This window comes from Nitratireductor alexandrii (genome assembly GCF_004000215.1).
Taxonomy (GTDB): Bacteria; Pseudomonadota; Alphaproteobacteria; order Rhizobiales; family Rhizobiaceae; genus Mangrovimarina; species Mangrovimarina alexandrii.
In genome coordinates, this window is record NZ_RBVY01000004.1 from 129,439 (window position 1) to 151,454 (window position 22,016).

The window sequence follows — 22,016 nt, forward strand, 5'->3', positions numbered from 1 at the left end:
GCGAGGGAGGATCGCCGATGCCGAAAAACACCGCGCCGCAACCGGGCGAGGGGCGCTTTGCGCCCGTGGACGAGATCTGCCGGCTGGGCGTGGCCGATCTGGTCAAAAAAATCCGCGGGCGGTCCGTGTCGGTCGCCGAGGTCGCGGCCGCCTATCTCGATCGCATCGAGACCGTCAACGGCCACGTCAACGCGCTGGTCTCCCTGCGCCCGGCCGGCGACGTCCTGCGCGAGGCGGACCGCGCCGATGCGCGGCTGGCCGCCGGCGAGACCGTCGGCGCCCTGTTCGGCGTGCCGCTCGCGGTCAAGGATCTCGCCCAGACCAAGGGGCTGCGCACCACCTTCGGCTCGCCGCTTTTTTCCGCCCACGTGCCGGATGTCGACGACTATTTCGTCGAGCGGCTGCGCGCGGCCGGCGCGATCCTGATCGGCAAGACCAACGTGCCGGAATTCGGTTTTGGCTCCAACACCTATAATCAAGTCTTCGGCGCGACGGCGAATGCCTACGATCCCGCGCTGACGGCCGGCGGGTCGAGCGGCGGCGCGGCGGTGGCGCTGGCGCTGCACATGCTGCCGGTCGCCGACGGCAGCGACATGGGCGGCTCGCTGCGCAACCCGGCCGCCTACAACAATGTCTACGGCTTTCGCCCCTCGCAGGGCCGGGTGCCCGGCGGCCCGGCGCCGGACGCCTTCGTGGCCCAGATGGGCGTCGACGGGCCGATGGGCCGCAGCGTGCGAGACATGGCGCTGCTGTTGTCGGTGCAGGCCGGCCACGACCCGCGCGCGCCGCTGTCGCTCGGCGGCGACGGCGATTTCGCGACCGGGCTCGCGCCGCGGGTCGAGGGTGCGCGGATCGCCTGGCTGGGCGATCTGGGCGGGCATCTGGCGCTCGAGTCCGGGATTGCCGAACTGTGCACGGCCGCGCTGCGGCTTTTGCAGAACGAAGGCGCGCAGGTCGATGATTTCACGCCGAAATTCGATTTCGAGGCGCTGTGGCAGGCCTTCGTCACGCTGCGCCATTTCACCAGCGGCAGCGCGCTCAAGATCCACTATGACGACCCCGAAAAACGCGCGCTGATGAAGCCGGAGGCGATTTTCGAGGTCGAGGGCGGGCTCGACCTGCGCGCCGAGCAGATTTTTGCCACTTCGCAGCGGCGCACGGAGTGGTACCGCCACGTGGTCGGCCTGTTCGAGCGCTTCGATTTTCTGGCCGCGCCGACGGCGCAGGTGTTTCCGTTTGCCCTCGAGCGCCACTGGCCCGACGCGATCGCCGGCCGGGCGATGGACAGCTATCATCGCTGGATGGAGGTCTGCGCGCTCGCCACCATGGCCGGCTGTCCGGCCGTCAACGTGCCGGTCGGCTTCAACGCGCGGGGACGGCCGATGGGCATGCAGCTGATCGGGCGCCCGCGCGGCGACCAGGCCGTGCTCGACCTCGCCGCCGGCTACGAGCGCCTCACGCCCTGGGGCGTGCACTGAGGCGCTTCGGCAACGGGCGCGGCTCAGGCACCGATCGGCACTTTCAGCTCCTGGCCGACGACGATCAGGTCCGGGTCGCCGATCAGTTGCGGATTGGCGCGCGCGATCCGTTGATAGAGGCCGGCGTCGCCGTAGGCGTCGCGGGCGATCTTCGACAAGGTGTCGCCGGCTTCGACGACATGCAGCCGGTAGCCGACATAGTTGGCCACGATGCGCGGGCCGTAGATCACCGGCACGATCACCTTGTTGATCTCGGCGCCGTCGCGCGCGCTCGTCTCGAACAGTTCGACGAACAGCCGGTCGAGCTGGAAGGCGGCGTCGCCGATCGCGGCCGCGACCTGGAACTGGCCGTGTTCGCCGGTGCCGCCGCCGACGGTGACGAAACCCGTGCGTTCGTCGTGGCCGTCATGGACGCGCCAGTCGAGCGTCGCCTCGAAGCCGCTGCCCGTGCCCGCGATCAGCACCGGATCGCCGACGAGGTCGAAGGGCTGCGGTTGCTGGACGCGATTCTTCACGATCAGGGACATGGCGATACCTCCATGCCCCGACCTTAAAACCCGGCGTGCGTCCGTCTGCGACAAACTTCACGCATGGCGGCGGCGAAGCCGCTCACAGCGGGATGTTGTCGTGTTTCTTCCAGGGATTTTCGAGGTCCTTGTTGCGCAGCATCCTGAGCGCGCGGGCGACGCGCTTGCGGGTCGAATGCGGCATGATCACCTCGTCGACATAACCGCGCTCGGCGGCCACGAAGGGCGACAGGAACCGGTCCTCGTACATTTTGGTGTGGGCGGCGATCTTGTCGGGGTCGCCGATATCCTTGCGGAAAATGATCTCCACCGCGCCCTTGGCGCCCATCACCGCGATCTGCGCCGTCGGCCAGGCATAGTTGATGTCGCCGCGCAGATGCTTCGACGCCATCACGTCGTAGGCGCCGCCGAAGGCCTTGCGGGTGATGATGGTGATCTTGGGCACGGTCGCCTCGGCATAGGCAAACAGGAGCTTGGCGCCGTGCTTGATCAGCCCGCCATATTCCTGGCTGGTGCCGGGCAGGAAGCCGGGCACGTCGACGAAGGTGACGATCGGGATCGAGAAACAGTCGCAAAACCGCACGAAACGGGCCGCCTTGCGGCTGGCATCGCTGTCGAGCACGCCGGCCAGCACCAGCGGCTGGTTGGCGACGAAGCCGACCGTGCGGCCCTCGACGCGGCCGAAGCCGGTGACGATGTTTTTGGCGAAGGCTTCCTGGACCTCGAAGAAATCGCCCTCGTCGCAGGTTTTCAGGATCAGTTCCTTGATGTCGTAGGGCTTGTTGGCGTTGTCGGGCACCAGCCGGTCGAGCGAATGGTCCGGTTCGTCGATCGGCTGATGGACCTCGATCTCCGGCACGGGCGCGGTGTTGGAGGCCGGCAGAAGGTCGATCAGGCGGCGCATCTGCAACAGCGCCTCGACATCGTTGTCGTAGGCGCCGTCGGCAATCGAGGATTTGACCGTGTGGACCGAGGCACCGCCGAGTTCCTCGGCCGTCACCGTCTCGTTGGTGACGGTCTTGACCACGTCGGGACCGGTGACGAACATGTAGGCGGTGTCGCGTACCATGAAGATGAAGTCGGTCATCGCCGGCGAATAGACGTCGCCGCCCGCGCACGGGCCCATGATCACCGAAATCTGGGGGATGACGCCGGAGGCCAGCACGTTGCGCTGAAAGATCTCGGCATAACCGCCGAGCGCGGCCACCCCTTCCTGGATGCGCGCGCCGCCGGCGTCGTAGATGCCGACGATCGGCGCCCGGTTGCGCAGCGCCATGTCCTGGACCTTCTGCACCTTCTCGGCATGCGCCTCCGACAGCGAGCCGCCGAACACGGTAAAATCCTTGGCGAAGATGAACACCGTGCGGCCGTTGACGGTGCCCCAGCCGGTGACCACGCCGTCGCCGGCGATCTTGGTCTTTTCCATGCCGAAATCGGTCGAGCGGTGTTCGACGAACATGTCGAACTCCTCGAACGAGCCCTCGTCGAGGAAAATGTCGATGCGTTCGCGCGCCGTCAGCTTGCCGCGCTTGTGCTGGGCGTCGATGCGCTCCCGGCCGCCGCCCTGGCGGGCGATGCTGCGACGACGCTCGAGCTCTACCAGGACTTCCTTCACCGACGATCCTCCCCTCACGAATGGTCCTGGCCTTCGTCTAGCATGCGCACCGCCATTGGCAAGCGCACAGCCGGTGGGCGACCAACGAAAACCCGGCCGCGCGGGCCGGGTTGGGAACGGGATGCGGGGCGTTTGCTACCAGGTGCCGGTGTTGGGCATCGACGCCCACGGCTCCTTCACCGGCAGGGGCGCGCCCTCCTGCAGCAATTCGATCGAAATTGCGTCGGGCGACTTGACGAACGCCATGTGGCCGTCGCGCGGCGGGCGGTTGATCGTCACGCCCTTGTCCATCAAATGCTGGCAGGTCTGGTAGATATCGTCGACCCGGAAGGCGAGATGGCCGAAATTGCGCCCGCCCTGATAGGTCTCGGGATCCCAATTATAGGTCAGCTCCAGCAGCGGCGCGCTGGTTTCGGCCGCCTGTGCCTTGTCCTTCGGCGCGGCCAGGAAGATCAGGGTGAAGCGGCCCTTGTCGTTGTCGATCCTGCGCACTTCCTCCAGTCCGAGCTTGTCGCAATAAAAATCCAGCGATCGATCGATGTCGGAAATCCGGACCATCGTGTGCAGATAACGCATGGCGTGCTCTCCTGTGGCGGTTGAAGGCGATGCCGCTGATATGGGCCGGACCGGCCGGCTTGGCAACACGCCGCGCGCCAGGGCGAGCGGCGGCGCCTTGTCGCCGCGGCGGTCGAACGTTCGACCGACAAACGTTCGACCGGGGCGCGCCGTCAAGGACGAAATCTTGGCGAAGCTTGCGCGGAGCTTGTAAGAACTGGCGATAACTTCAAAAAAATGATGCCAAGCTGCTGACAGCGGCCGGCAGGGTGGTATCCTTTCATCAAGAATCAGTCGGGTCTGTGATGGAAGGTGCGTTCGGATGGGGGACAAGTCCTCTTCTCGGGAGAGGGATGCGGTCAGGTCCGCGGCGCTCGGCGCAGCGGATAGCGGACAGGCCACCGACCTTGTCGAAATTGCCGGATCGATCAAATGGTTCGATGTCGCCAAAGGCTATGGCTTCATCCTTCCCGACGAAACCCGTTACGGCGACGTTCTCATCCATGTGACATGCCTGCGCCGGGACGGCTACAGCACCGCCATGGAGGGCGCGCGCGTGGCCTGCCTGATCAGGCGCGGCGAGCGCGGTTTCCAGTGCTTCAAGGTCCTGTCGATGGACGTGAGCACCGCCACGCATCCCCAGGACCAGGAGAGCGCGCGCACGCGCACGACGGTGACGCCGGAAAGCGGCATCGAGCGCGCCATCGTCAAATGGTTCAACCGCACCAAGGGCTTCGGATTCCTGACCCGCGGCGAGGGGACGGAGGACATTTTCGTCCACATGGAGACGCTGCGCCAATACGGCATTGCCGAGTTGCGGCCGGGCCAGGTGGTGCTGGTGCGCTACGGGCAATCCGACAAAGGCCTTATGGCTGCCGAAATCTACCCGGATGTTGGGACGCTTCCGCTCACCAACTGATCGGGTCCGAACCAAATGACACTGTTTTTCCGGCTGGCGCTCGCGGTGGCGTTGCTCGCCTTTTCGGCGCTGGCGGCGCCGATCTACCGCCCCGCCACGGCCCAGACCGGCGGCCGGGCCCAGCAGCTCGCCGTCCACCCGTCGCCGCTGCTCGTCGAGGCGGCCGGCGGCGAGCGGGCGTTTTCGGTCGAGATCGCGGCCCGTCCCGACGAACGCAGCCGGGGGCTGATGTATCGCAAGACGATGCCGGCCGACCGCGGCATGCTGTTCGTGTTCGAACAGACCCGCCCGGTCGGGTTCTGGATGCAGAACACCAGCCTGCCGCTCGACCTCTTGTTCATCTCCGAGCGCGGCCGTATCCGGGCGATCCTGCCGGGCCGGCCGTTTTCCACCGATCTGATCTCGGCGGACGAGCCGGTCCGATTTGTGCTTGAACTCAATGCCGGCATTGCGCAAAAGACGGGGATCAAGGTCGGCGATCGTGTGCGGCACCCGGTGATCGAGTCGGTTACGCGCGGGCGTTGACCGCACGCACGGAAGCCGGATCGCGCATGCAGCATTTTTCCCATGACGGTTTCGATCTGGCCTTTCTGGACGAGGGGGCGGGCGACCCGGTCCTGCTCATTCACGGCTTCGCCTCCAATATGCGCGTCAACTGGGTCTCGCCCGGCTGGGTCAAGACGCTGACGGACGCCGGCTACCGGGCGATCGCGCTCGACAATCGCGGCCATGGCGCCTCCTCAAAGAGCCATCGCCCCGCCGACTACCATCCCGACAGGATGGCCGCCGACGCGGCCGCGCTGCTCGACCATCTCGGCCTCGAACGCGCGCATGTGATGGGCTATTCGATGGGCGCGCGCGTCGCCGCCTTCATGGCGCTGGCCTTTCCCGACAAGGTGGCCACGCTGGTGCTCGGCGGGCTGGGCAGCGGCATGGTGGAGGGCGTGGGCGCTTGGGATACGATCGCCGCCGCGCTGACCGCCCCCGATCCGGCGACGATCACCGATGCACGCGCCAAAATGTTCCGCAGCTTCGCCGACCAGACCAAGAGCGACCGCCAGGCGCTGGCGGCGTGTATCGAGACCTCGCGCCAATTGCTGGCGCGCGAGGATGCCGCGCGCATCGCCCAGCCGACCCTGGTCGCGGTCGGCACCACGGACGACATTGCCGGCTCGCCCGAGGCGCTGGCCGGTCTGATGGCGAACGCCAGCGCCTTTGCGATCGAGGGCCGCGATCACATGCTGTCCGTCGGCGACCGTACGTTCAAGAAACGGGTTTTGGCGTTTTTCGAGGAGAATGCGCTGTGAGCGAACCGCATCGGCTGGAATTTTCCGGCGTCGAGAACAACCGGCTCGTCGCCGATTTCTGGGACGGGCGCGGGCACCCGGTGCTGTTTTTCCACGGCGGCGGCCAGACCCGCCGGGCCTGGGACCTGACCGCGCGCCGCGTCGCCCAGGCAGGCATGCGCGCCATCACCGTCGACCTGCGCGGCCATGGCGAAAGCGCCTGGGTGAACAGCGGCAAATACCGTTTCTCCGATTTCGCCGACGACGTCGCCGCCGTCATCCGCCAGACGGCGGAGCGTTTTCACGCCGCGCCCTCGGCGGTCGGCGCCTCGCTGGGCGGCCTGTCGGCGCTTGCCGCCGAGGTCCGCAGCGGGCCGCTGCTGGAGGCGCTGGTGCTGGTCGACATCACCCCGCGCATGGACCCCGACGGCGTGGCCAAGATCCAGGGTTTCATGGCCGAGCGCATGGACGAGGGGTTCGCCACGCTGGAGGACGCCGCCGACGCCATCGCTTCCTATCTGCCGCACCGCAAGCGGCCGCGCTCGCTCGAGGGGCTGCGCAAGAATCTGCGCCTGGGCGAGGACGGCCGCTATCGCTGGCACTGGGACCCGGCCTTCATGCGCGGCGACAACACCATCAACGACAATGCGCGCGAATTCGCCGAAGGCCTGATCGGCGCGCTGCCGCAACTGCACCTGCCGGTGCTTCTGGTGCGCGGCATGAATTCGGAACTGGTGCAGGAGGATTTCGCCCGCGAATTCGTCGAGCAGGCGCCGAACGCGTCCTATGTCGACGTGTCGGGAGCCGGCCACATGGTGGCGGGCGACAAGAACGATCTGTTCTGCAACGCGGTGCTGGAGTTCCTGACCGACCGCGAGGCGGCCTGAGGGGTTTCCTCAGCGTCGGTCTTCCAGCCTCTCTTTCAGGAATGCGAGATAGCGCCGGCGGCTGTCGGCGGCCGCCGCCGGATTGCCGCCGACAGTCTTCGCGCCGCCCACGCCGGGAACTTTTTGCCGCGGCAGGCCGGGCAGGTCGAAGGAATGATGCGCGCCGCGATAGGCAACGATGCGCGCCGGACGGGAGCCCGAAACCGGGCGCAGGCGCGTGCAGCGTTCGGCCGGCGTCCAGTCGTCGGCGAGGCCGGCCAGGATGAGCACCGGCGCGGCGAAACGGCTTTTGCCGTTCCCGCCATAACCGTCGGCGCACCAGGGATAATAGGCCACGATCGCCGCGAAGCGGCCGCCGGCGCCGGCCGCGATCTCGAGCGCGACCGAACCACCAAAACTCTGGCCGAGAAAGGCCAGCCGCCGGGCATCGATGCGCCGAAGCCGTCCGAGCCGCGCCGCCGCGTCGGCGATGTCGGCTGGAACCGCTTGCGTCAACCGCGCCAGCAGGGCCGGGCGGGCGCAGATCGTGTCGAGCCCGCGCGGCGACAACACATCGACGATCGCCGCCGCGAGGCCGGCCGCATTGAGCGCGCGGGCATGGGCGCGCAGACCGCGCGCGACGGCCGGCGGGCGGTTGCCGCTGCAGCCCGGCATGACGATCACGGCCGGAACCGGGCCGTCGCCGGCTGGATAATGCACCGTCATCGCCCAGCCGTCGCCAGCGATCCGTTCCGACGCGGCCGCAGCCGGCGGCATTGCGGCGCCCAGCCCCAGAACAACGACCAGGATGAAAAACGATGTCAGGCGTTCGGGTCTGCTCATGCGGTTTTAAACCACGGTTTGCCTCCTGGCGCACGCCGTCCCGGTAGAGCCGGGTCGCGGACGCTTTTCGGCTTGGACCAAGCACCGATGCTTTCGCGACGTCGGTCCGGGTTCTAAACTCACGCCAACACTCGCAAGAAGGATGACATGATGCCCGCTCCCGATTTTCCCGTCTTCGACCTGTCGCGGTTCGAAAATGCCGCGCCCGAGGAACGCCGGCGGCTCGGCGCCGAGGTCGACGCGATCTGCCGCAACACCGGCTTTCTGGCCGTCAGCGGCCACGGCGTTCCGCAGGCGACTATCGACAAGGCCTGGAACGCGGCCCGCGATTTCTTCGACCGCCCGGCCGAGGAAAAGAACCGGGCGCGCGCGCCCTATGCCGGTTATCCCTACGGCTATCTCGGGCCGCAATCCGAGGCGCTCGCCAAGTCGCGCAATGTCGACACGCCGCCCGACCTGAAGGAGAGTTTCAACGGCGGTCCGGCGGCGGTGCCCGGCGGGCTGACCGACAAGGACGCACTCGCCTTTTGCTATGCCGAGACGATCTGGCCGGTGGCGCCGGACGGGTTTCGCGACGCCTGGCAGGCCTATTACGCGGCGATGGAGGATCTGGCCGCGCGCATCATGCGCGTCTTCGCCGTGGCGCTCGACCTGCCGGAAAGCTTTTTCGCCGCCGCGATCGACCGGCCGATCAGCGCCCTGCGCGCGCTCAACTATCCGGACCAGGAGACGCCGCCGGAGCCGGGACAATTGCGCGCGGGCGCCCATACCGACTACGGCAGCCTGACCATCCTGCTGCCGCAGGCCGGTTCGGGCGGGCTGGAGATTTTTACGCCGGACGGCGAGTGGCGCGCCGTGCCGCCGGTGCCGGGCGCCTTCGTCATCAATATCGGCGACCTGATGGCGCTGTGGACCAACGATCGCTGGGTCTCGACCCTGCACCGGGTGGTCAACCCCGAGCCGGACGGGTCGGGCTCGTCGCGCCGCCAGTCCTTCGCCTTTTTCCACCAGCCGAACTGGGACTACGAGATCGCCTGCATCCCGTCCTGCCTGGAACCCGGCACGACGGCGAAATACGAACCGGTTCTGTCGGGGCCCTATCTGATGGGCAAGTTCAAGTCGACGGTGAAGGCGGCCTGACGGAGGCTGTCCGGGGCCGGCCAGTCCCGCAGCCGCAGGCGGGGACCGTTTCGGACCCGGCGGTGGCGCGCCGCGCATTGCCTTTTGACCGGCTTGCGTTAAGACAAGCGCGATTTTCCGCCGCAGCGAGGGATACCCGACCATGACCGCCATCATCGACATTATCGGCCGCGAAATTCTCGACAGCCGGGGCAATCCGACCGTCGAGGTCGACGTGGTGCTGGAGGACGGCTCGATGGGCCGCGCCGCCGTGCCCTCGGGCGCCTCGACCGGCGCGCACGAGGCGGTCGAGCTGCGCGACGGCGGCCCGCGTTATCTCGGCAAGGGCGTCGAGCGCGCCGTGGACGCGGTCAATGGCGAGATTTTCGACGCGCTGTCGGGGATGGAGGCCGAACAGCAGCTCCATCTCGACCAGATCATGATCGAGCTCGACGGCACGCCCAACAAAAGCCGGCTGGGCGCCAACGCCATTCTGGGCGTGTCGCTGGCGCTGGCCAATGCGGCGGCCGAGGCGTCCGGTCTGCCGCTCTACCGCTATGTCGGCGGCGCCGGCGCGCATGTTTTGCCGGTGCCGATGATGAACATCGTCAATGGCGGCGCGCATGCCGACAATCCGATCGATTTCCAGGAATTCATGATCATGCCGCTCGGCGCCGACAGTTTCCGCGAGGGGCTGCGCTGGGGCGCGGAGATCTTCCACACGCTGAAAAACGCCCTCAAGGACGCCGGCCACAACACCAATGTCGGCGACGAGGGCGGGTTCGCCCCCAACATCAAGAACGCCCAGGCCGCGCTCGATTTCGTCATGGCCTCGATCGAGAAGGCCGGTTACCGGCCCGGCGAGGACGTGGCGATCGCGCTCGACTGCGCGGCGACCGAGTTCTTCAAGGGCGGCGACTATGTCTATGCCGGCGAGAAAAAGACCCGCACGCCCAAGGCGCAGGCCAAATATCTGGCCAAACTGGTGGCCGACTATCCGATCATCTCGATCGAGGACGGCATGGCCGAGGACGACTGGGAGGGCTGGAAGCAGCTGACCGATCTCGCCGGCAAAAATTGCCAGCTCGTCGGCGACGATCTGTTCGTCACCAATTCGGCGCGGCTGCGCGACGGCATCAAGATGGGGGTCGCCAACTCGATCCTGGTCAAGGTCAACCAGATCGGCACGCTGTCGGAAACGCTCGACGCGGTCGAGACCGCGCACAAGGCGCGCTACAGCGCGGTGATGTCGCATCGCTCCGGCGAGACCGAGGATTCCACCATCGCCGACCTGGCCGTGGCCACCAATTGCGGACAGATCAAGACCGGCTCTCTGGCCCGCTCCGACCGGCTTGCCAAATACAATCAGCTGCTGCGCATCGAGGAAGAGCTCGGCCGCCAGGCGCGCTACGCCGGCACATCGATCCTGCGCGGCTGACCCGTGTTTTTGCGCGGCGCGGGCCGCGCCGCGTAACCGGGTGTTAAGCACGCCGGGGGCATGGTGCGGGGGAAAGGATTCCCCCGCCCATGTGGACGCGTCAGCACAAGAAGCGCAACAGCGGCAAGTTGATCGTGCCGGCGCTGACCGCGCTGTTTTTGAGCTATTTCGGCTATCATGCCTTCAACGGCGAATTCGGCATCTATGCCAAATATCGCCTGGAGGCGCGCACCGCCGAGATGCAGAAGACGCTCGCCGAAACCACCGCGCGCCGGCTGGCGCTGGAGGAGCGCGTGGCGCTGATGCGCGACGGCACGCTGGAGCGCGACATGCTCGACGAGCAGGCGCGCCGCGCGCTCAACATGTCGGCCGCCGACGAGATCACCATCATGCGGCCGTTCGGCGGCCTCAATTAACTTGAATTCAGTTAATTGATAAGAGTGTCAAGAATTAGAACGGTTTAGCTGCATGTCAGCCATGCGCTTTTCCGCATGGCTGTTTTCGTTCGCGCGTGATAGCCTCCCTTCAAGAATGTGGGAGGTAGGATCATGCCGCCTCCCGTGTGTCCGCCAAAGAGACGCCATCAGGGAGTGATGCATGACCGCAGCGCCGAAACGGACCAAGCGCGGCCCCTCGAAATCCAAATCCGAAAGCGGCCTGGCCCCGGCCATAAGCGTGCCCAAGCCCGCCAATTTCTCCAAGCAGGACGAACTCGATGCCTATCGCGGCATGCTGTTGATCCGCCGCTTCGAGGAAAAGGCGGGCCAGCTTTACGGCATGGGCTTCATCGGCGGCTTCTGCCACCTCTATATCGGTCAGGAGGCCGTGGTCACCGGGCTGAAGATGGCGATGGAGGACGGCGATCAGATGATCACCGCCTATCGCGATCACGGCCACATGCTGGCCATGGACATGTCGCCGCGCGGGGTGATGGCCGAGCTCACCGGGCGCCGCGGGGGCTACTCCAAGGGCAAGGGCGGCTCCATGCACATGTTCTCCAAGGAGAAGAATTTTTATGGCGGCCACGGCATCGTCGGCGCGCAGGTCTCGCTCGGCACCGGGCTTGCCTTCGCCAACCGCTACCGCGACCTGAAAGCGGTGTCGCTGACCTTCTTCGGCGACGGCGCGGCCAATCAGGGCCAGGTCTACGAAAGCTTCAACATGGCCTCGCTGTGGAAGCTGCCGGTGATCTACGTCATCGAGAACAACCGCTACGCCATGGGCACCTCGGTGGCGCGCTCCTCGGCAGAGACGGATTTTTCCCATCGCGGCATTTCCTTCAAAATCCCCGGCATCCAGGTCGACGGCATGGACGTGCGCGCCGTCAAGTCGGCCGGCGAGATGGCGCTGGCGCATTGTCGCGACGGCAAGGGGCCGATCATCCTGGAGATGATGACCTATCGCTATCGCGGCCATTCCATGTCCGACCCGGCAAAATACCGCTCCAAGGACGAAGTGCAGAAAATGCGCTCCGAGCACGATCCGATCGAGCAGGTCAAGGCGCGTCTCGTCGACAAGAAATGGGCCGACGAGGACGAGCTGAAGGCGATCGACAAGGAGGTGCGCGAGGTCGTCGCCGACGCGGCCGAATTCGCCCAGACCGATCCGGAGCCGGACGTGTCCGAGCTCTATACCGACATCGTGATCTGAGGGAGGGGCGCCATGCCGATCGAAATTCTCATGCCGGCCCTGTCTCCGACCATGGAAGAGGGCAATCTGGCCAAGTGGCTCAAGAAGGAAGGCGACGCCGTCAGCGCCGGCGACGTGATCGCCGAGATCGAGACCGACAAGGCGACCATGGAGGTCGAGGCGGTCGACGAGGGCACGCTGGGCAAGATCCTGATCGAGGAAGGCGCGGAGGGCGTCAAGGTCAACACGCCGATCGCCGTGCTGCTTGAAGAGGGCGAAAGCGCCGACGATATCGGCAAGGCCGGCGGCGCCAAGCCGGACGGCAAGGCCGAGCAAGAGGCCTCCGCGCCGGCCGAGGCCGAAAAACCGGCCGCAGCAGCTGGCGATGACGCCGTCGCCGACATGGACGCGCGCCGCGTGCCCGGCGAAGGCAAGGTGCATCCCGAGCCGAAAAAGGTGGATGTGGCCTCCGATCCCGACATTCCAGACGGCACGGAGATGGTCGCGACCACCGTGCGCGAGGCGTTGCGCGACGCCATGGCCGAGGAGATGCGCCGCGACGAGGAGGTCTTCGTCATGGGCGAGGAGGTCGCCGAGTACCAGGGCGCCTACAAGATCACGCAAGGGCTCTTGCAGGAATTCGGCGCGCGGCGTGTCGTCGACACCCCGATCACCGAACACGGTTTCGCCGGTGTCGGCGTCGGCGCGGCGATGGCCGGCCTGAAGCCGATTGTGGAATTCATGACCTTCAACTTCGCCATGCAGGCGATCGACCAGATCGTCAATTCCGCCGCCAAGACGCTTTATATGTCGGGCGGGCAGATGGGCGCGCCGATCGTGTTTCGCGGCCCGAACGGCGCCGCCGCGCGCGTCGCCGCCCAGCATTCGCAGTGTTATGCCGCCTGGTACAGCCACATACCCGGGCTGAAAGTGGTGCAGCCTTACACCGCCGCCGATGCCAAGGGGTTGTTGAAGGCGGCGATCCGCGATCCGAACCCGGTGATCTTCCTGGAAAACGAGATCCTCTACGGCCAGACCTTCGACGTGCCCAAGCTCGACGATTTCGTGCTGCCGATCGGCAAGGCGCGGATTCAAAAGCAGGGCACGGACGCCACCATCGTCTCGTTCGGCATCGGCATGACCTATGCGGTCAAGGCGGCCGAGGAACTGGCGGGCGAGGGGATCGACGTCGAGGTGATCGATTTGCGGACCATCCGGCCGCTGGACCTCGATACGGTGATCGAGTCGGTCAAGAAGACCAACCGCCTGGTGACGGTGGAGGAAGGGTTTCCGCAATCCTCGGTCGGCGACCACATCGCCAGCCAGGTCATGCAGCGCGCCTTCGACTGGCTCGACGCGCCGGTGGTGACGATCTGCGGCAAGGACGTGCCGATGCCCTATGCCGCCAATCTGGAAAAGCTGGCCCTGCCCAACGTGGCCGAGGTCGTCCAGGCGGTGAAGGCCGTCAGCTACAAGGCCTAGGGAGGGCGAGACGATGCCGATCAACATCACCATGCCGGCGCTGTCGCCCACCATGGAAGAGGGCAATCTCGCCAAATGGCTGGTCAAGGAGGGCGACCAGGTCGCCCCCGGCGACGTGATCGCCGAGATCGAGACCGATAAGGCGACCATGGAGGTCGAGGCCGTCGACGAGGGCACGGTGGCGAAAATCGTCGTGCCGGAAGGCACCGAGGGCGTGAAGGTCAACGCGCTGATCGCCGTGCTGGCCGGCGAGGGCGAAGACGCCGCCGACGCGGCCAAGGCCGCCGGCAACGGCAAGGACAAGGCCGAAGCCGCGCCGGAGCCGAAATCGGACGCCAAGGCCGAAGCGAAGGCGGAAAAATCCGACGCGGCGCCGTCAAAACCGGCCGCCGACGCCGGCGGGGCCAAGGAAGCCGAAGCCAAAGCCGCGATCCCCGACGACGTAAAGGCCGGCCCGGCGCCGAGCAGGAACGGCGAGCGCGTCTTCGCCTCGCCGCTCGCCCGCCGCATCGCCCAGAACGAAGGGCTCGATCTGGCCGCCATCAAGGGGTCGGGGCCGCACGGCCGCATCGTCAAGGCCGACGTGGAGGAAGCCGCCGGCGGCGGCGCCGAGAAGCCGGCCGAGGCCAAGGCCGCGCCTACGCCGGCCGCCGCCCCGGCGGCCAAGCCGATGTCGGACGACGCGGTGCTGAAACTGTTCGAGGACGGCTCCTACGAACTCGTCCCGCACGACAATATGCGCAAGACGATCGCGCGCCGGCTGGTCGAGGCGAAGTCGACGATCCCGCATTTCTACCTGACGATCGACTGCGACATCGACGCGTTGCTGGCGCTGCGCAAACAGCTCAACGACGCCGCGCCCAAGGTCAAGACCGACAAGGGCGACGAGCCGGCCTACAAGCTGTCAGTCAACGACATGGTCATCAAGGCGATGGCCCTGGCGCTGAAGGCGGTGCCGGAGGCGAACGTGTCGTGGACCGACGCCAACATGGTCAAGCACAACCATGCCGATGTCGGCGTGGCTGTGTCGATCCCCGGCGGGCTGATCACGCCGATCGTCAGACACGCCGAGCAAAAGACGCTGTCGACCATTTCCAACGAAATGAAGGACATGGCCGCGCGCGCCAGGACCCGCAAGCTCAAGCCAGAGGAATATCAGGGCGGCACCACGGCAGTGTCCAATCTGGGCATGTTCGGCATCAAGGACTTTTCCGCCGTCATCAACCCGCCGCACGCCACGATCCTGGCGGTCGGCGCCGGCGAAAAGCGCGCGGTGGTCAAGGACGGGGCGGTGGCGGTGGCCACGATCATGTCGGCGACCTTGTCGACCGACCATCGCGCCGTCGACGGCGCGCTGGGCGCCGAATTGCTGGCCGCCTTCAAGGGGTTCGTCGAAAATCCGATGTCGATGCTGGTCTGACAACGTTCCTCTCCCGAGCGGGGAGGGGCGCCGTTTCAACCATCCGGGGAGGCGATCATGAGCGAGACGAAAACACACGGCGCGACGGCCGGCCGCTCGTGGCTATGGATGGCGGTGTTCGCCGTCATCTCGCTGATCGGCGGCGTGATGGCGCTGTTCAACCCGTTCGCCGCGACGATGGCGGCGACGCTGCTGGCCGGCTGGACTTTCGCGCTGGTCGGCATCCTGCAGATCGTTCAGTCCTTCCAGGACAAGGGCTGGGGCGGGTTCGTCTGGGCGCTTTTGTTCGGTATCCTGACGCTGGTCGTCGGCCTGTCCCTGATCTTCAATCCGCTCGCCGGCATGGTGTCGCTGACCCTGCTGGTCGCGGTGCTGTTTCTGGTTATGGGCGCGATCAAGCTGATGTACGCGTTTTCGCTGCGGCCGCTCTCGGGCTGGGGCTGGGTGCTCGCCTCCGGCCTGCTGGCCCTGGCGCTCGGCATCATGATCCTGGCCGATTTCCCGGCCTCGGCCGCCGCGATCCTCGGCATCCTGCTCGGCGTCGAGCTGGTGTCGAACGGCATCCTGTTCCTGTTCGTCGCGCTCGGCCTGCGCCGGCTGCGCCAAATGGCCTAGAGGAGCGGGAGCCGCGTGAAAACGATCCTTGCCTACGGCGATTCGCTGACCTGGGGCTACGACCCCGACGGACCCTGCCGCCATGCGCTTGCCGATCGCTGGCCGAGCGTGCTGGAAAAGGCGCTCGGCGGCAAGGCGCAGGTGATCGCCGAGGGGCTGAACGGGCGCACGACGGCCTTCGACGACCATGTCGGGCCGGCCGACCGCAACGGCGCGCGCCTGTTGCCGAGCCTGCTCACCACGCACGCGCCGGTCGATCTCGTCATCATCATGCTCGGCACCAACGATATGAAGCCGTTCCTGGCCGGGGCCGCGATCGCCGCCAAGCAGGGCATGGAACGGCTGGTCGACATCGTGCGCGGCCACGCCTGGCCGCTCGACCAGGAGACGCCCGAAATCCTGATCGTGGCGCCGCCGGCGATCCGCGAGACCGGCGATCCCGATTTCGCCGCGCTGTTTGCCGGCGCCATACAGCAGTCGCACATGCTGGGCAGTCTCTATGCGGATCTCGCCGACGTCGCCGGCTGCGGTTTCTTCGACGCCGGATCGGTGGCCGAGACCTCGCCGCTCGACGGGGTCCACCTCGACGCCGCCAACACCCGCGCCATCGGGCGCGGCCTGGAGCCGCTGGTGCGCATGATGCTGGGGCTGTGACGGGCGTGAGACTTGTTCGAAATCAAAGAAAGAGGCAGCAGACGCGGTAGCGTGAGGCCATTCCAACCAAGGAGAAACGGAATGTCGCACACGCCGCACGAATTGGCCGAGGAGTTTCCCGAGTTCGTCGCAGTCATCCGTCATTTGCGCGAGAAGGACGGGCATTTTCACCGGCTGTCGAACGCGTATCACGACGTCAACAAGGTGATACACCGCGCCGAGACCAATATCGAGCCGCTCGACGACCTGCACGTCGCCGATCTGAGGAAGGAACGCCTGCGGCTGAAGGACGAAATCTACGGGATGCTGGTCAGGCACGAGCCGGTGCCGGCATCCGTGGCGAAGGAGTAGAGCCGGCCGGCTTGCACGCCTTCGCCGTACGCCGGCCGGGCGGTCCGCACGGGCCCCGGCCGGCATAGGAACGCCGCAAAGGAGTGGAAGCAGCAATGTCGGAAAGCTATGACGTCATCATCATCGGCGGCGGTCCGGGCGGTTATGTCACGGCCGTGCGCGCCGCGCAGCTTGGCTTCAAGACCGCGCTGGTGGAACGCGAGCACCTGGGCGGCATCTGCTCCAACTGGGGCTGCATTCCCACCAAGGCGCTGCTGCGCTCGGCCGAGGTGATGCATCTGGGCGAGAACGCCGCCGATTACGGGCTGAAGCTGGAAGGCAAGCTGACCGCAGACCTGAAGGCGGTGGTCGAGCGCGCGCGCGGCGTTGCCGGACGGATGAACAACGGCGTCGGCTTCCTGATGAAGAAAAACAAGGTCGGCGTCATCTGGGGCGAGGCCAAGCTGAAGGGGCGCGGCGAGATCGTCGTGTCGAAACCGACCAAAAAACCGATGGAGCCGCAGCATCCCGCGCCCAAGAACACCAAGGGCGAGGGCACCTACACCGCCAAGCACATCATCGTGGCCACCGGCGCGCGCCCGCGCGCGCTGCCGGGCATGGAGCCGGACGGCGAGCTGATCTGGACCTATTTCGAGGCGATGGTGCCCAAGGCGATGCCGAAATCTTTGATCGTGGTCGGCTCCGGCGCGATCGGCATCGAGTTCGCCTCCTTCTACCGCACGCTCGGCGTCGAGGTGACCGTTGTCGAGCTGATGCCGACAATCCTGCCGGTGGAAGACGCCGAGATTTCGCAGCTGGCCAAGAAGCGTTTCGAAAAGCAGGGCATGAAATTCCTGCTCGAGGCCAAGGTGGTCAAGGTCGACAAGGCCAAGGATGCCGTCACCGCCCATGTCGAGACCAAGGGCGGAAAGGTGGAAAAGATCACCGCCGAGCGGATGATCTCGGCCGTCGGCGTCACCGGCAATATCGAAAATCTCGGGCTGGAGGAGCTCGGCGTGAAGACCGATCGCGGCTGCATCGTCATCGACGATTACGGCCGCACCAATGTCGAGGGCGTCTACGCGATCGGCGATGTCGCCGGCCCACCGATGCTGGCCCACAAGGCCGAGCACGAGGGCGTGATCTGCGTGGAAAAGATCGCCGGCGAGAAGGGCGTGCACCCGCTCGACAAGAACCTGGTTCCCGGCTGCACCTATTGCCACCCGCAAATCGCCTCGGTCGGGCTGACGGAGGCCAAGGCCAAGGAAGCCGGCCGCGACATCCGGGTCGGACGGTTTCCGTTCGTCGCCAACGGCAAGGCGGTCGCGCTCGGCGAGGACCAGGGGCTGGTCAAGACCATCTTCGACAAGAAGACCGGCGAACTGCTCGGCGCGCACATGATCGGCGCGGAAGTGACCGAACTCATCCAGGGTTTCGTGGTGGCGATGAACCTGGAGACCACCGAGGCCGAGTTGATGCACACCATCTTCCCGCATCCGACCCTGTCGGAGATGATGAAGGAAAGCGTGCTCGACGCCTACGGCAAGGCGCTGAATGCCTAGGCGCGGGCGGTTCAATCGGCGCGCAAATGCCTTATATGCACAGTGTGATGCAAAGGCCCGGACGGGCGAAGGCCGACTGACGGGATGAAAGAATGCAGGAGATGCAAGGTTTGATGGGCATGCCGGGCGTCGGCTTCTTCGGCATGCTTCTGGTCGGGTTCCTCGCCGGCTACGTCGCCGAGCGGACGATGAACCGCGATCACGGCCTGTTCACCAACGTCTTGGTCGGGATCGCCGGCTCGTTCGTCGGCGGCACGCTGGCGGGTTTGCTCGGCATCCAGTATCAGGGCTTTCTCGGCAATCTGGTCGTCGCCATTGCCGGCGCGATCCTGATTCTTTGGATTTTCGGGCGCTCCCAAGCCCGCCCGCGTCGCTAATGCCCGGTAACGTCGCCCAATAAGTCGCAAGGACAAGCAATGGTCACCGTCATCGACACCCTCGCCAACCGGCCGCGCCCGCGCCATCCCGAAAAGGCGCACCGCCCGGACCAGGACGTGGCGCGCAAGCCGGACTGGATCCGGGTCAGGGCGCCGACCTCGCCCGGCTATCTGGAAACCCGCGACATCGTGCGCACCAACAAGCTGGTGACGGTGTGCGAGGAGGCCGGCTGCCCCAATATCGGCGAGTGCTGGGACAAAAAACACGCCTCCTTCCTGATCATGGGCGAGATCTGCACGCGCGCCTGCGCGTTTTGCAACGTCACCACCGGCCTGCCCAACGCGCTCGACGCCGACGAGCCGCAAAACGTCGCCTCCGCCGTACGGCAGATGGGGCTCAACCATGTCGTCGTCACCTCGGTGGACCGCGACGACCTGGCCGATGGCGGCGCGCGCCATTTCGCCGAGGTGATCCGCGCGATCCGCGCCGAATCGCCCGAAACCACCATCGAGGTGCTGACGCCCGACTTCCTGCGCAAGGACGGCGCGCTGGAGATCGTGGTCGAGGCCAAGCCCGACGTCTTCAACCACAATCTGGAGACCGTGCCGTCGCATTATCTCACCGTCAGGCCCGGCGCGCGCTATTTCCATTCGATCCGGCTGTTGCAGCGCGTCAAGGAGCTCGACCCGACCATGTTCACCAAGTCGGGCATCATGGTCGGCCTCGGCGAGGAGCGCGCCGAGGTGCTGCAGCTGATGGACGATCTGCGCACCGCCGATGTCGACTTCTTGACCATCGGCCAGTACCTGCAGCCGACGCGCAAACACCATCCGGTCAAAAAATTCGTCACGCCGGAGGAGTTCAAATCCTACGAGACGGTCGCCTACACGAAAGGCTTCCTGCTCGTCTCGGCCAGCCCGCTGACGCGCTCCTCGCACCATGCGGGCGAGGATTTCGCCCGGCTGCAGGCGGCGCGCGCGGCGCAACTGGCGAAAACCGCCCACCAGTAGGTCGCCATGCCGAAATACGAAACCGTCCGCAACGTCGCCCACGCGCCGCAGCAGATGTTCGCGCTGGTCGCCGATATCGAGCGCTATCCGGAATTCCTACCGATGTGCGAGGCGCTTTCGGTGCGCTCGCGCAAGCAGGCGCATGGCGTCACCGTGTCGGTCGCCGACATGACGGTGGGCTACAAGGCGATCCGCGAGACCTTCACCAGCCAGGTGATCGCGCGCGAGGCCGACAACGCCATCAACGTCAAATATCTCGACGGGCCGTTCCGCTTCCTCGACAATCGCTGGCGTTTCGAGCCGGACGGCGCGGGTGGCACGAACATCAATTTCTACATCAACTACGAGTTCAAGAGCCGGATTCTCGGCGCCATGATGGGGGCGATGTTCGACCGCGCCTTTCGCATGTTCGCCGGCGCCTTCGAACAGCGCGCCGACCAGATCTACGGCAAGCCGGTCAGCGCCTCAGCCTCGCAAGGATGAGTTCGAGCGCGGTCCCGACGGCGTTCTGGCGCACCGCGTCGCGATCCTGGCCGGCGAATATTTTCCGGTGCGTTTCCGTCTCCCGACCCTTTTCCGCGACCCCGAACCAGACCAGCCCGACCGGTTTTTCCGCCGAGCCGCCGCCGGGACCGGCGATGCCGGTGACCGATAGGGCGAGACCGGCCCGCGAGCGGGCGAGCGCGCCGGCCGCCATTGCGCGCGCGGTTTCGGCCGAGACCGCGCCGTGGGCGGCGAGGGTCGCGCCGGTCACGCCGAGCATCTCCATCTTGGCCTCGTTGGAATAGGTGACGAAACCGCGATCGACCACCGCCGAGGAGCCGGCGATGTCGGTCAAGGCGGCCGCGATCATGCCGCCGGTGCACGATTCGGCCGTGGCGAGCATCAGGCCCCGCCGCTTGCAGGCCGCCAGCACCGCCTCGGCCAGCGCGTTGTGCGGGCTCATGCCGGTACCGCGCCCGGATAGACCACGCTGGCCGTGGCGATGGCGGCGATGCCCTCGCGCCGGCCGACGAAGCCGATCCGCTCGTTGGTGGTGGCCTTGACCGACACCCGGCCGGCCTCGAGACCGAGCATCGCCGCCATCGCCGCCACCATCGCCGCGCGATGCGGACCGATCTTCGGCGCCTCGCAGATCAGGGTCACGTCGACATTGGCGACGCGGCCGCCCTTGTCGCGCACCAGCCGGGCGGCGTGCTCGAGGAAGATGTGCGAGGCGGCACCCTTCCACTGCATGTCGGAAGGCGGAAAATGCGTGCCGATATCGCCGGCCGAACAGGTGGCAAGCAAGGCGTCGGTCAGCGCGTGCAGGCCGACATCGGCGTCGGAATGTCCCGACAGCGCCCTGTCGTGCGGGATCGCCACGCCGCACAGCGTGACGTGGTCGCCCGGGCCGAAACTGTGCACGTCGTAGCCATTGCCGGTCCTGACGTCGGGAAAGCCGGTTTGAGCCGTGCCGAGGCGTTCGTCGGCCATCGCGATCTCCCGTGCGAAAGTGAGTTTGACGTTGTCGGGCGCGCCGGCCACGATCCGCACCGGGATCCCGGCCCATTCGGCGATCGCCGCGTCGTCGGTGAAGTCGGCGAGGCCCGCCGCGTCGGCGCGCCGGTGCGCGGCCAGGATCGGCGCGAAGGAAAAACCCTGCGGCGTCTGGGCCGAAAACAGGCCCGCGCGCGGCACGGTCTCCACCACCAATCCGGCGCCGTCCGCCTTCTTCAACGTGTCGGCGACGGCGAGCGCCGGCAGCACGGCGTCGCACTCGGCCAGCCCGGCCACGACCCGGTCGATAAGGGCGGCATCGACGAACGGGCGCACGCCGTCATGGATCAGCACATGGGCGGGCGCGGCCTCGGCCAGGTTCTCCAGCGCCAGGCGCGTGGAGGCCTGCCGGCTGGCGCCGCCATGCACGAGCGAGACCTGGCGGCCGGGATCGGCGACGGCGTCGCGAAACAGCATCCGGTCGTCGGGGTGGATCGCCACCACGATGCGGCCGACCGCCGGATGGTCGCGAAACGCGGCAATGGTGCGGTCCAGAACCGCGCGGCCGCCGATACGGCGATATTGTTTCGGCCCCTCGGCCGATTGTCCGGCGCGCTCGCCGCGTCCGGCCGCCACGATCACGACGGCGACGCCGTCGGTCTGCGGATCGAGCATGACCCTTATCCCTGTTCGTTCGCGCGAGGCGCAAAGCCCGGTCTGCCGAAACCGGAAGCGCCGGACCTCCGGGCAGTCGCGGTCCCGACCGTCGCACTGCTAGCATCCCGAGACGAACGGCTCTAGCGAGCGGGTC

The 22,016-nt window shown here is 66.7% G+C and carries 24 protein-coding genes; 18 read left to right on the forward strand and 6 right to left on the reverse strand.

Going from position 1 to position 22,016, the window contains the following annotated elements:
- Positions 1-17 precede the first annotated feature (17 nt).
- The gene (locus EP380_RS10140; RefSeq protein ID WP_127598405.1) at positions 18-1,478 is read left to right on the forward strand and encodes an amidase; all 1,461 of its coding nucleotides are present in this window, start codon (positions 18-20) and stop codon (positions 1,476-1,478) included.
- A 23-nt stretch (positions 1,479-1,501) separates the two neighbouring features.
- Here EP380_RS10140 and EP380_RS10145 read toward each other — a convergent pair whose 3' ends face one another.
- From EP380_RS10145 to gloA, 3 genes are all read right to left on the reverse strand, one after another.
- The gene (locus EP380_RS10145) at positions 1,502-2,005 is read right to left on the reverse strand and encodes a LysM peptidoglycan-binding domain-containing protein (RefSeq protein WP_238719816.1); all 504 of its coding nucleotides are present in this window, start codon (positions 2,003-2,005) and stop codon (positions 1,502-1,504) included.
- An 82-nt stretch (positions 2,006-2,087) separates the two neighbouring features.
- Positions 2,088-3,620, reverse strand: coding sequence for an acyl-CoA carboxylase subunit beta (locus EP380_RS10150; RefSeq protein ID WP_127598406.1), 1,533 nt, complete (start codon positions 3,618-3,620; stop codon positions 2,088-2,090).
- 135 nt (positions 3,621-3,755) lie between these two features.
- On the reverse strand, positions 3,756-4,196 hold the full coding sequence (gloA, locus tag EP380_RS10155; RefSeq protein ID WP_106569531.1) for a lactoylglutathione lyase: 441 nt from the start codon (positions 4,194-4,196) through the stop codon (positions 3,756-3,758).
- Between the two features lie 301 nt (positions 4,197-4,497).
- On the opposite strand from gloA, the gene EP380_RS10160 reads away from it, so the two are divergent.
- Genes EP380_RS10160 through EP380_RS10175 form a run of 4 tightly spaced genes read left to right on the forward strand, consistent with a single transcriptional unit; the run spans position 4,498 to position 7,267 of the window.
- Complete coding sequence (locus tag EP380_RS10160) at positions 4,498-5,094, forward strand: cold-shock protein (RefSeq protein WP_106569530.1); 597 nt, start codon at positions 4,498-4,500, stop codon at positions 5,092-5,094.
- Between the two features lie 15 nt (positions 5,095-5,109).
- Positions 5,110-5,619, forward strand: coding sequence for a DUF192 domain-containing protein (locus EP380_RS10165; RefSeq protein ID WP_106569529.1), 510 nt, complete (start codon positions 5,110-5,112; stop codon positions 5,617-5,619).
- A gap of 26 nt (positions 5,620-5,645) precedes the next feature.
- Entirely contained in the window at positions 5,646-6,401 is a 756-nt protein-coding gene (locus EP380_RS10170; protein ID WP_106569528.1) for an alpha/beta fold hydrolase, read from the forward strand.
- Positions 6,398-7,267: an alpha/beta fold hydrolase gene (locus EP380_RS10175; protein ID WP_127598407.1), complete on the forward strand. Its 870-nt coding sequence runs from the start codon at positions 6,398-6,400 to the stop codon at positions 7,265-7,267. Before EP380_RS10170 ends, EP380_RS10175 begins: the two co-directional genes overlap by 4 nt.
- A 9-nt stretch (positions 7,268-7,276) precedes the next feature.
- Here EP380_RS10175 and EP380_RS10180 read toward each other — a convergent pair whose 3' ends face one another.
- Positions 7,277-8,089, reverse strand: coding sequence for a dienelactone hydrolase family protein (locus tag EP380_RS10180; protein WP_127598409.1), 813 nt, complete (start codon positions 8,087-8,089; stop codon positions 7,277-7,279).
- Positions 8,090-8,236: 147 nt separating this feature from the next.
- Between EP380_RS10180 and EP380_RS10185 the strand changes: the two genes are divergently transcribed.
- The 13 genes from EP380_RS10185 to EP380_RS10245 all read left to right on the forward strand — a co-directional run bounded on the left by EP380_RS10185 (position 8,237) and on the right by EP380_RS10245 (position 20,209).
- Positions 8,237-9,229 (forward strand): isopenicillin N synthase family dioxygenase, encoded by a 993-nt coding sequence (locus EP380_RS10185; protein ID WP_238719817.1) that lies wholly within the window; start codon positions 8,237-8,239, stop codon positions 9,227-9,229.
- 142 nt (positions 9,230-9,371) lie between these two features.
- Positions 9,372-10,646 carry a phosphopyruvate hydratase gene (gene eno, locus EP380_RS10190; protein WP_127598411.1) on the forward strand — a complete coding sequence of 425 codons (1,275 nt, stop codon included), beginning with the start codon at positions 9,372-9,374 and terminating at the stop codon, positions 10,644-10,646.
- An 89-nt stretch (positions 10,647-10,735) separates the two neighbouring features.
- The gene (locus EP380_RS10195) at positions 10,736-11,062 is read left to right on the forward strand and encodes an FtsB family cell division protein (RefSeq protein ID WP_106569524.1); all 327 of its coding nucleotides are present in this window, start codon (positions 10,736-10,738) and stop codon (positions 11,060-11,062) included.
- A 181-nt stretch (positions 11,063-11,243) separates the two neighbouring features.
- Positions 11,244-12,296, forward strand: coding sequence for a pyruvate dehydrogenase (acetyl-transferring) E1 component subunit alpha (gene pdhA, locus EP380_RS10200; protein WP_127598413.1), 1,053 nt, complete (start codon positions 11,244-11,246; stop codon positions 12,294-12,296).
- A gap of 12 nt (positions 12,297-12,308) precedes the next feature.
- The gene (locus tag EP380_RS10205; RefSeq protein ID WP_106569522.1) at positions 12,309-13,757 is read left to right on the forward strand and encodes a pyruvate dehydrogenase complex E1 component subunit beta; all 1,449 of its coding nucleotides are present in this window, start codon (positions 12,309-12,311) and stop codon (positions 13,755-13,757) included.
- Between the two features lie 13 nt (positions 13,758-13,770).
- Complete coding sequence (locus EP380_RS10210) at positions 13,771-15,177, forward strand: pyruvate dehydrogenase complex dihydrolipoamide acetyltransferase (RefSeq protein ID WP_127598415.1); 1,407 nt, start codon at positions 13,771-13,773, stop codon at positions 15,175-15,177.
- A 57-nt stretch (positions 15,178-15,234) separates the two neighbouring features.
- Positions 15,235-15,792, forward strand: coding sequence for an HdeD family acid-resistance protein (locus EP380_RS10215; protein ID WP_127598417.1), 558 nt, complete (start codon positions 15,235-15,237; stop codon positions 15,790-15,792).
- Between the two features lie 15 nt (positions 15,793-15,807).
- Entirely contained in the window at positions 15,808-16,446 is a 639-nt protein-coding gene (locus EP380_RS10220; protein WP_106569519.1) for an SGNH/GDSL hydrolase family protein, read from the forward strand.
- Between the two features lie 81 nt (positions 16,447-16,527).
- On the forward strand, positions 16,528-16,797 hold the full coding sequence (locus tag EP380_RS10225) for an HP1242/YdcH family protein (protein WP_106569518.1): 270 nt from the start codon (positions 16,528-16,530) through the stop codon (positions 16,795-16,797).
- 95 nt (positions 16,798-16,892) lie between these two features.
- A complete protein-coding gene (gene lpdA, locus EP380_RS10230) occupies positions 16,893-18,338 on the forward strand; it encodes a dihydrolipoyl dehydrogenase (protein WP_127598419.1) in 1,446 nt (481 codons plus the stop codon).
- 92 nt (positions 18,339-18,430) lie between these two features.
- On the forward strand, positions 18,431-18,715 hold the full coding sequence (locus tag EP380_RS10235) for a GlsB/YeaQ/YmgE family stress response membrane protein (protein WP_106569516.1): 285 nt from the start codon (positions 18,431-18,433) through the stop codon (positions 18,713-18,715).
- Positions 18,716-18,754: 39 nt separating this feature from the next.
- A complete protein-coding gene (gene lipA / locus EP380_RS10240) occupies positions 18,755-19,726 on the forward strand; it encodes a lipoyl synthase (protein WP_106569515.1) in 972 nt (323 codons plus the stop codon).
- 6 nt (positions 19,727-19,732) lie between these two features.
- Positions 19,733-20,209 (forward strand): type II toxin-antitoxin system RatA family toxin, encoded by a 477-nt coding sequence (locus tag EP380_RS10245; protein ID WP_106569514.1) that lies wholly within the window; start codon positions 19,733-19,735, stop codon positions 20,207-20,209.
- Here the strand turns inward: EP380_RS10245 and EP380_RS10250 are convergent.
- Both EP380_RS10250 and EP380_RS10255 read right to left on the reverse strand, forming a co-directional pair.
- Positions 20,184-20,672, reverse strand: coding sequence for a CinA family protein (locus tag EP380_RS10250; RefSeq protein ID WP_127598421.1), 489 nt, complete (start codon positions 20,670-20,672; stop codon positions 20,184-20,186). The genes EP380_RS10245 and EP380_RS10250 overlap by 26 nt on opposite strands.
- Complete coding sequence (locus EP380_RS10255) at positions 20,669-21,880, reverse strand: bifunctional 2-C-methyl-D-erythritol 4-phosphate cytidylyltransferase/2-C-methyl-D-erythritol 2,4-cyclodiphosphate synthase (RefSeq protein ID WP_127598424.1); 1,212 nt, start codon at positions 21,878-21,880, stop codon at positions 20,669-20,671. Before EP380_RS10255 ends, EP380_RS10250 begins: the two co-directional genes overlap by 4 nt.
- Between the last annotated feature and the right edge of the window lie 136 nt (positions 21,881-22,016).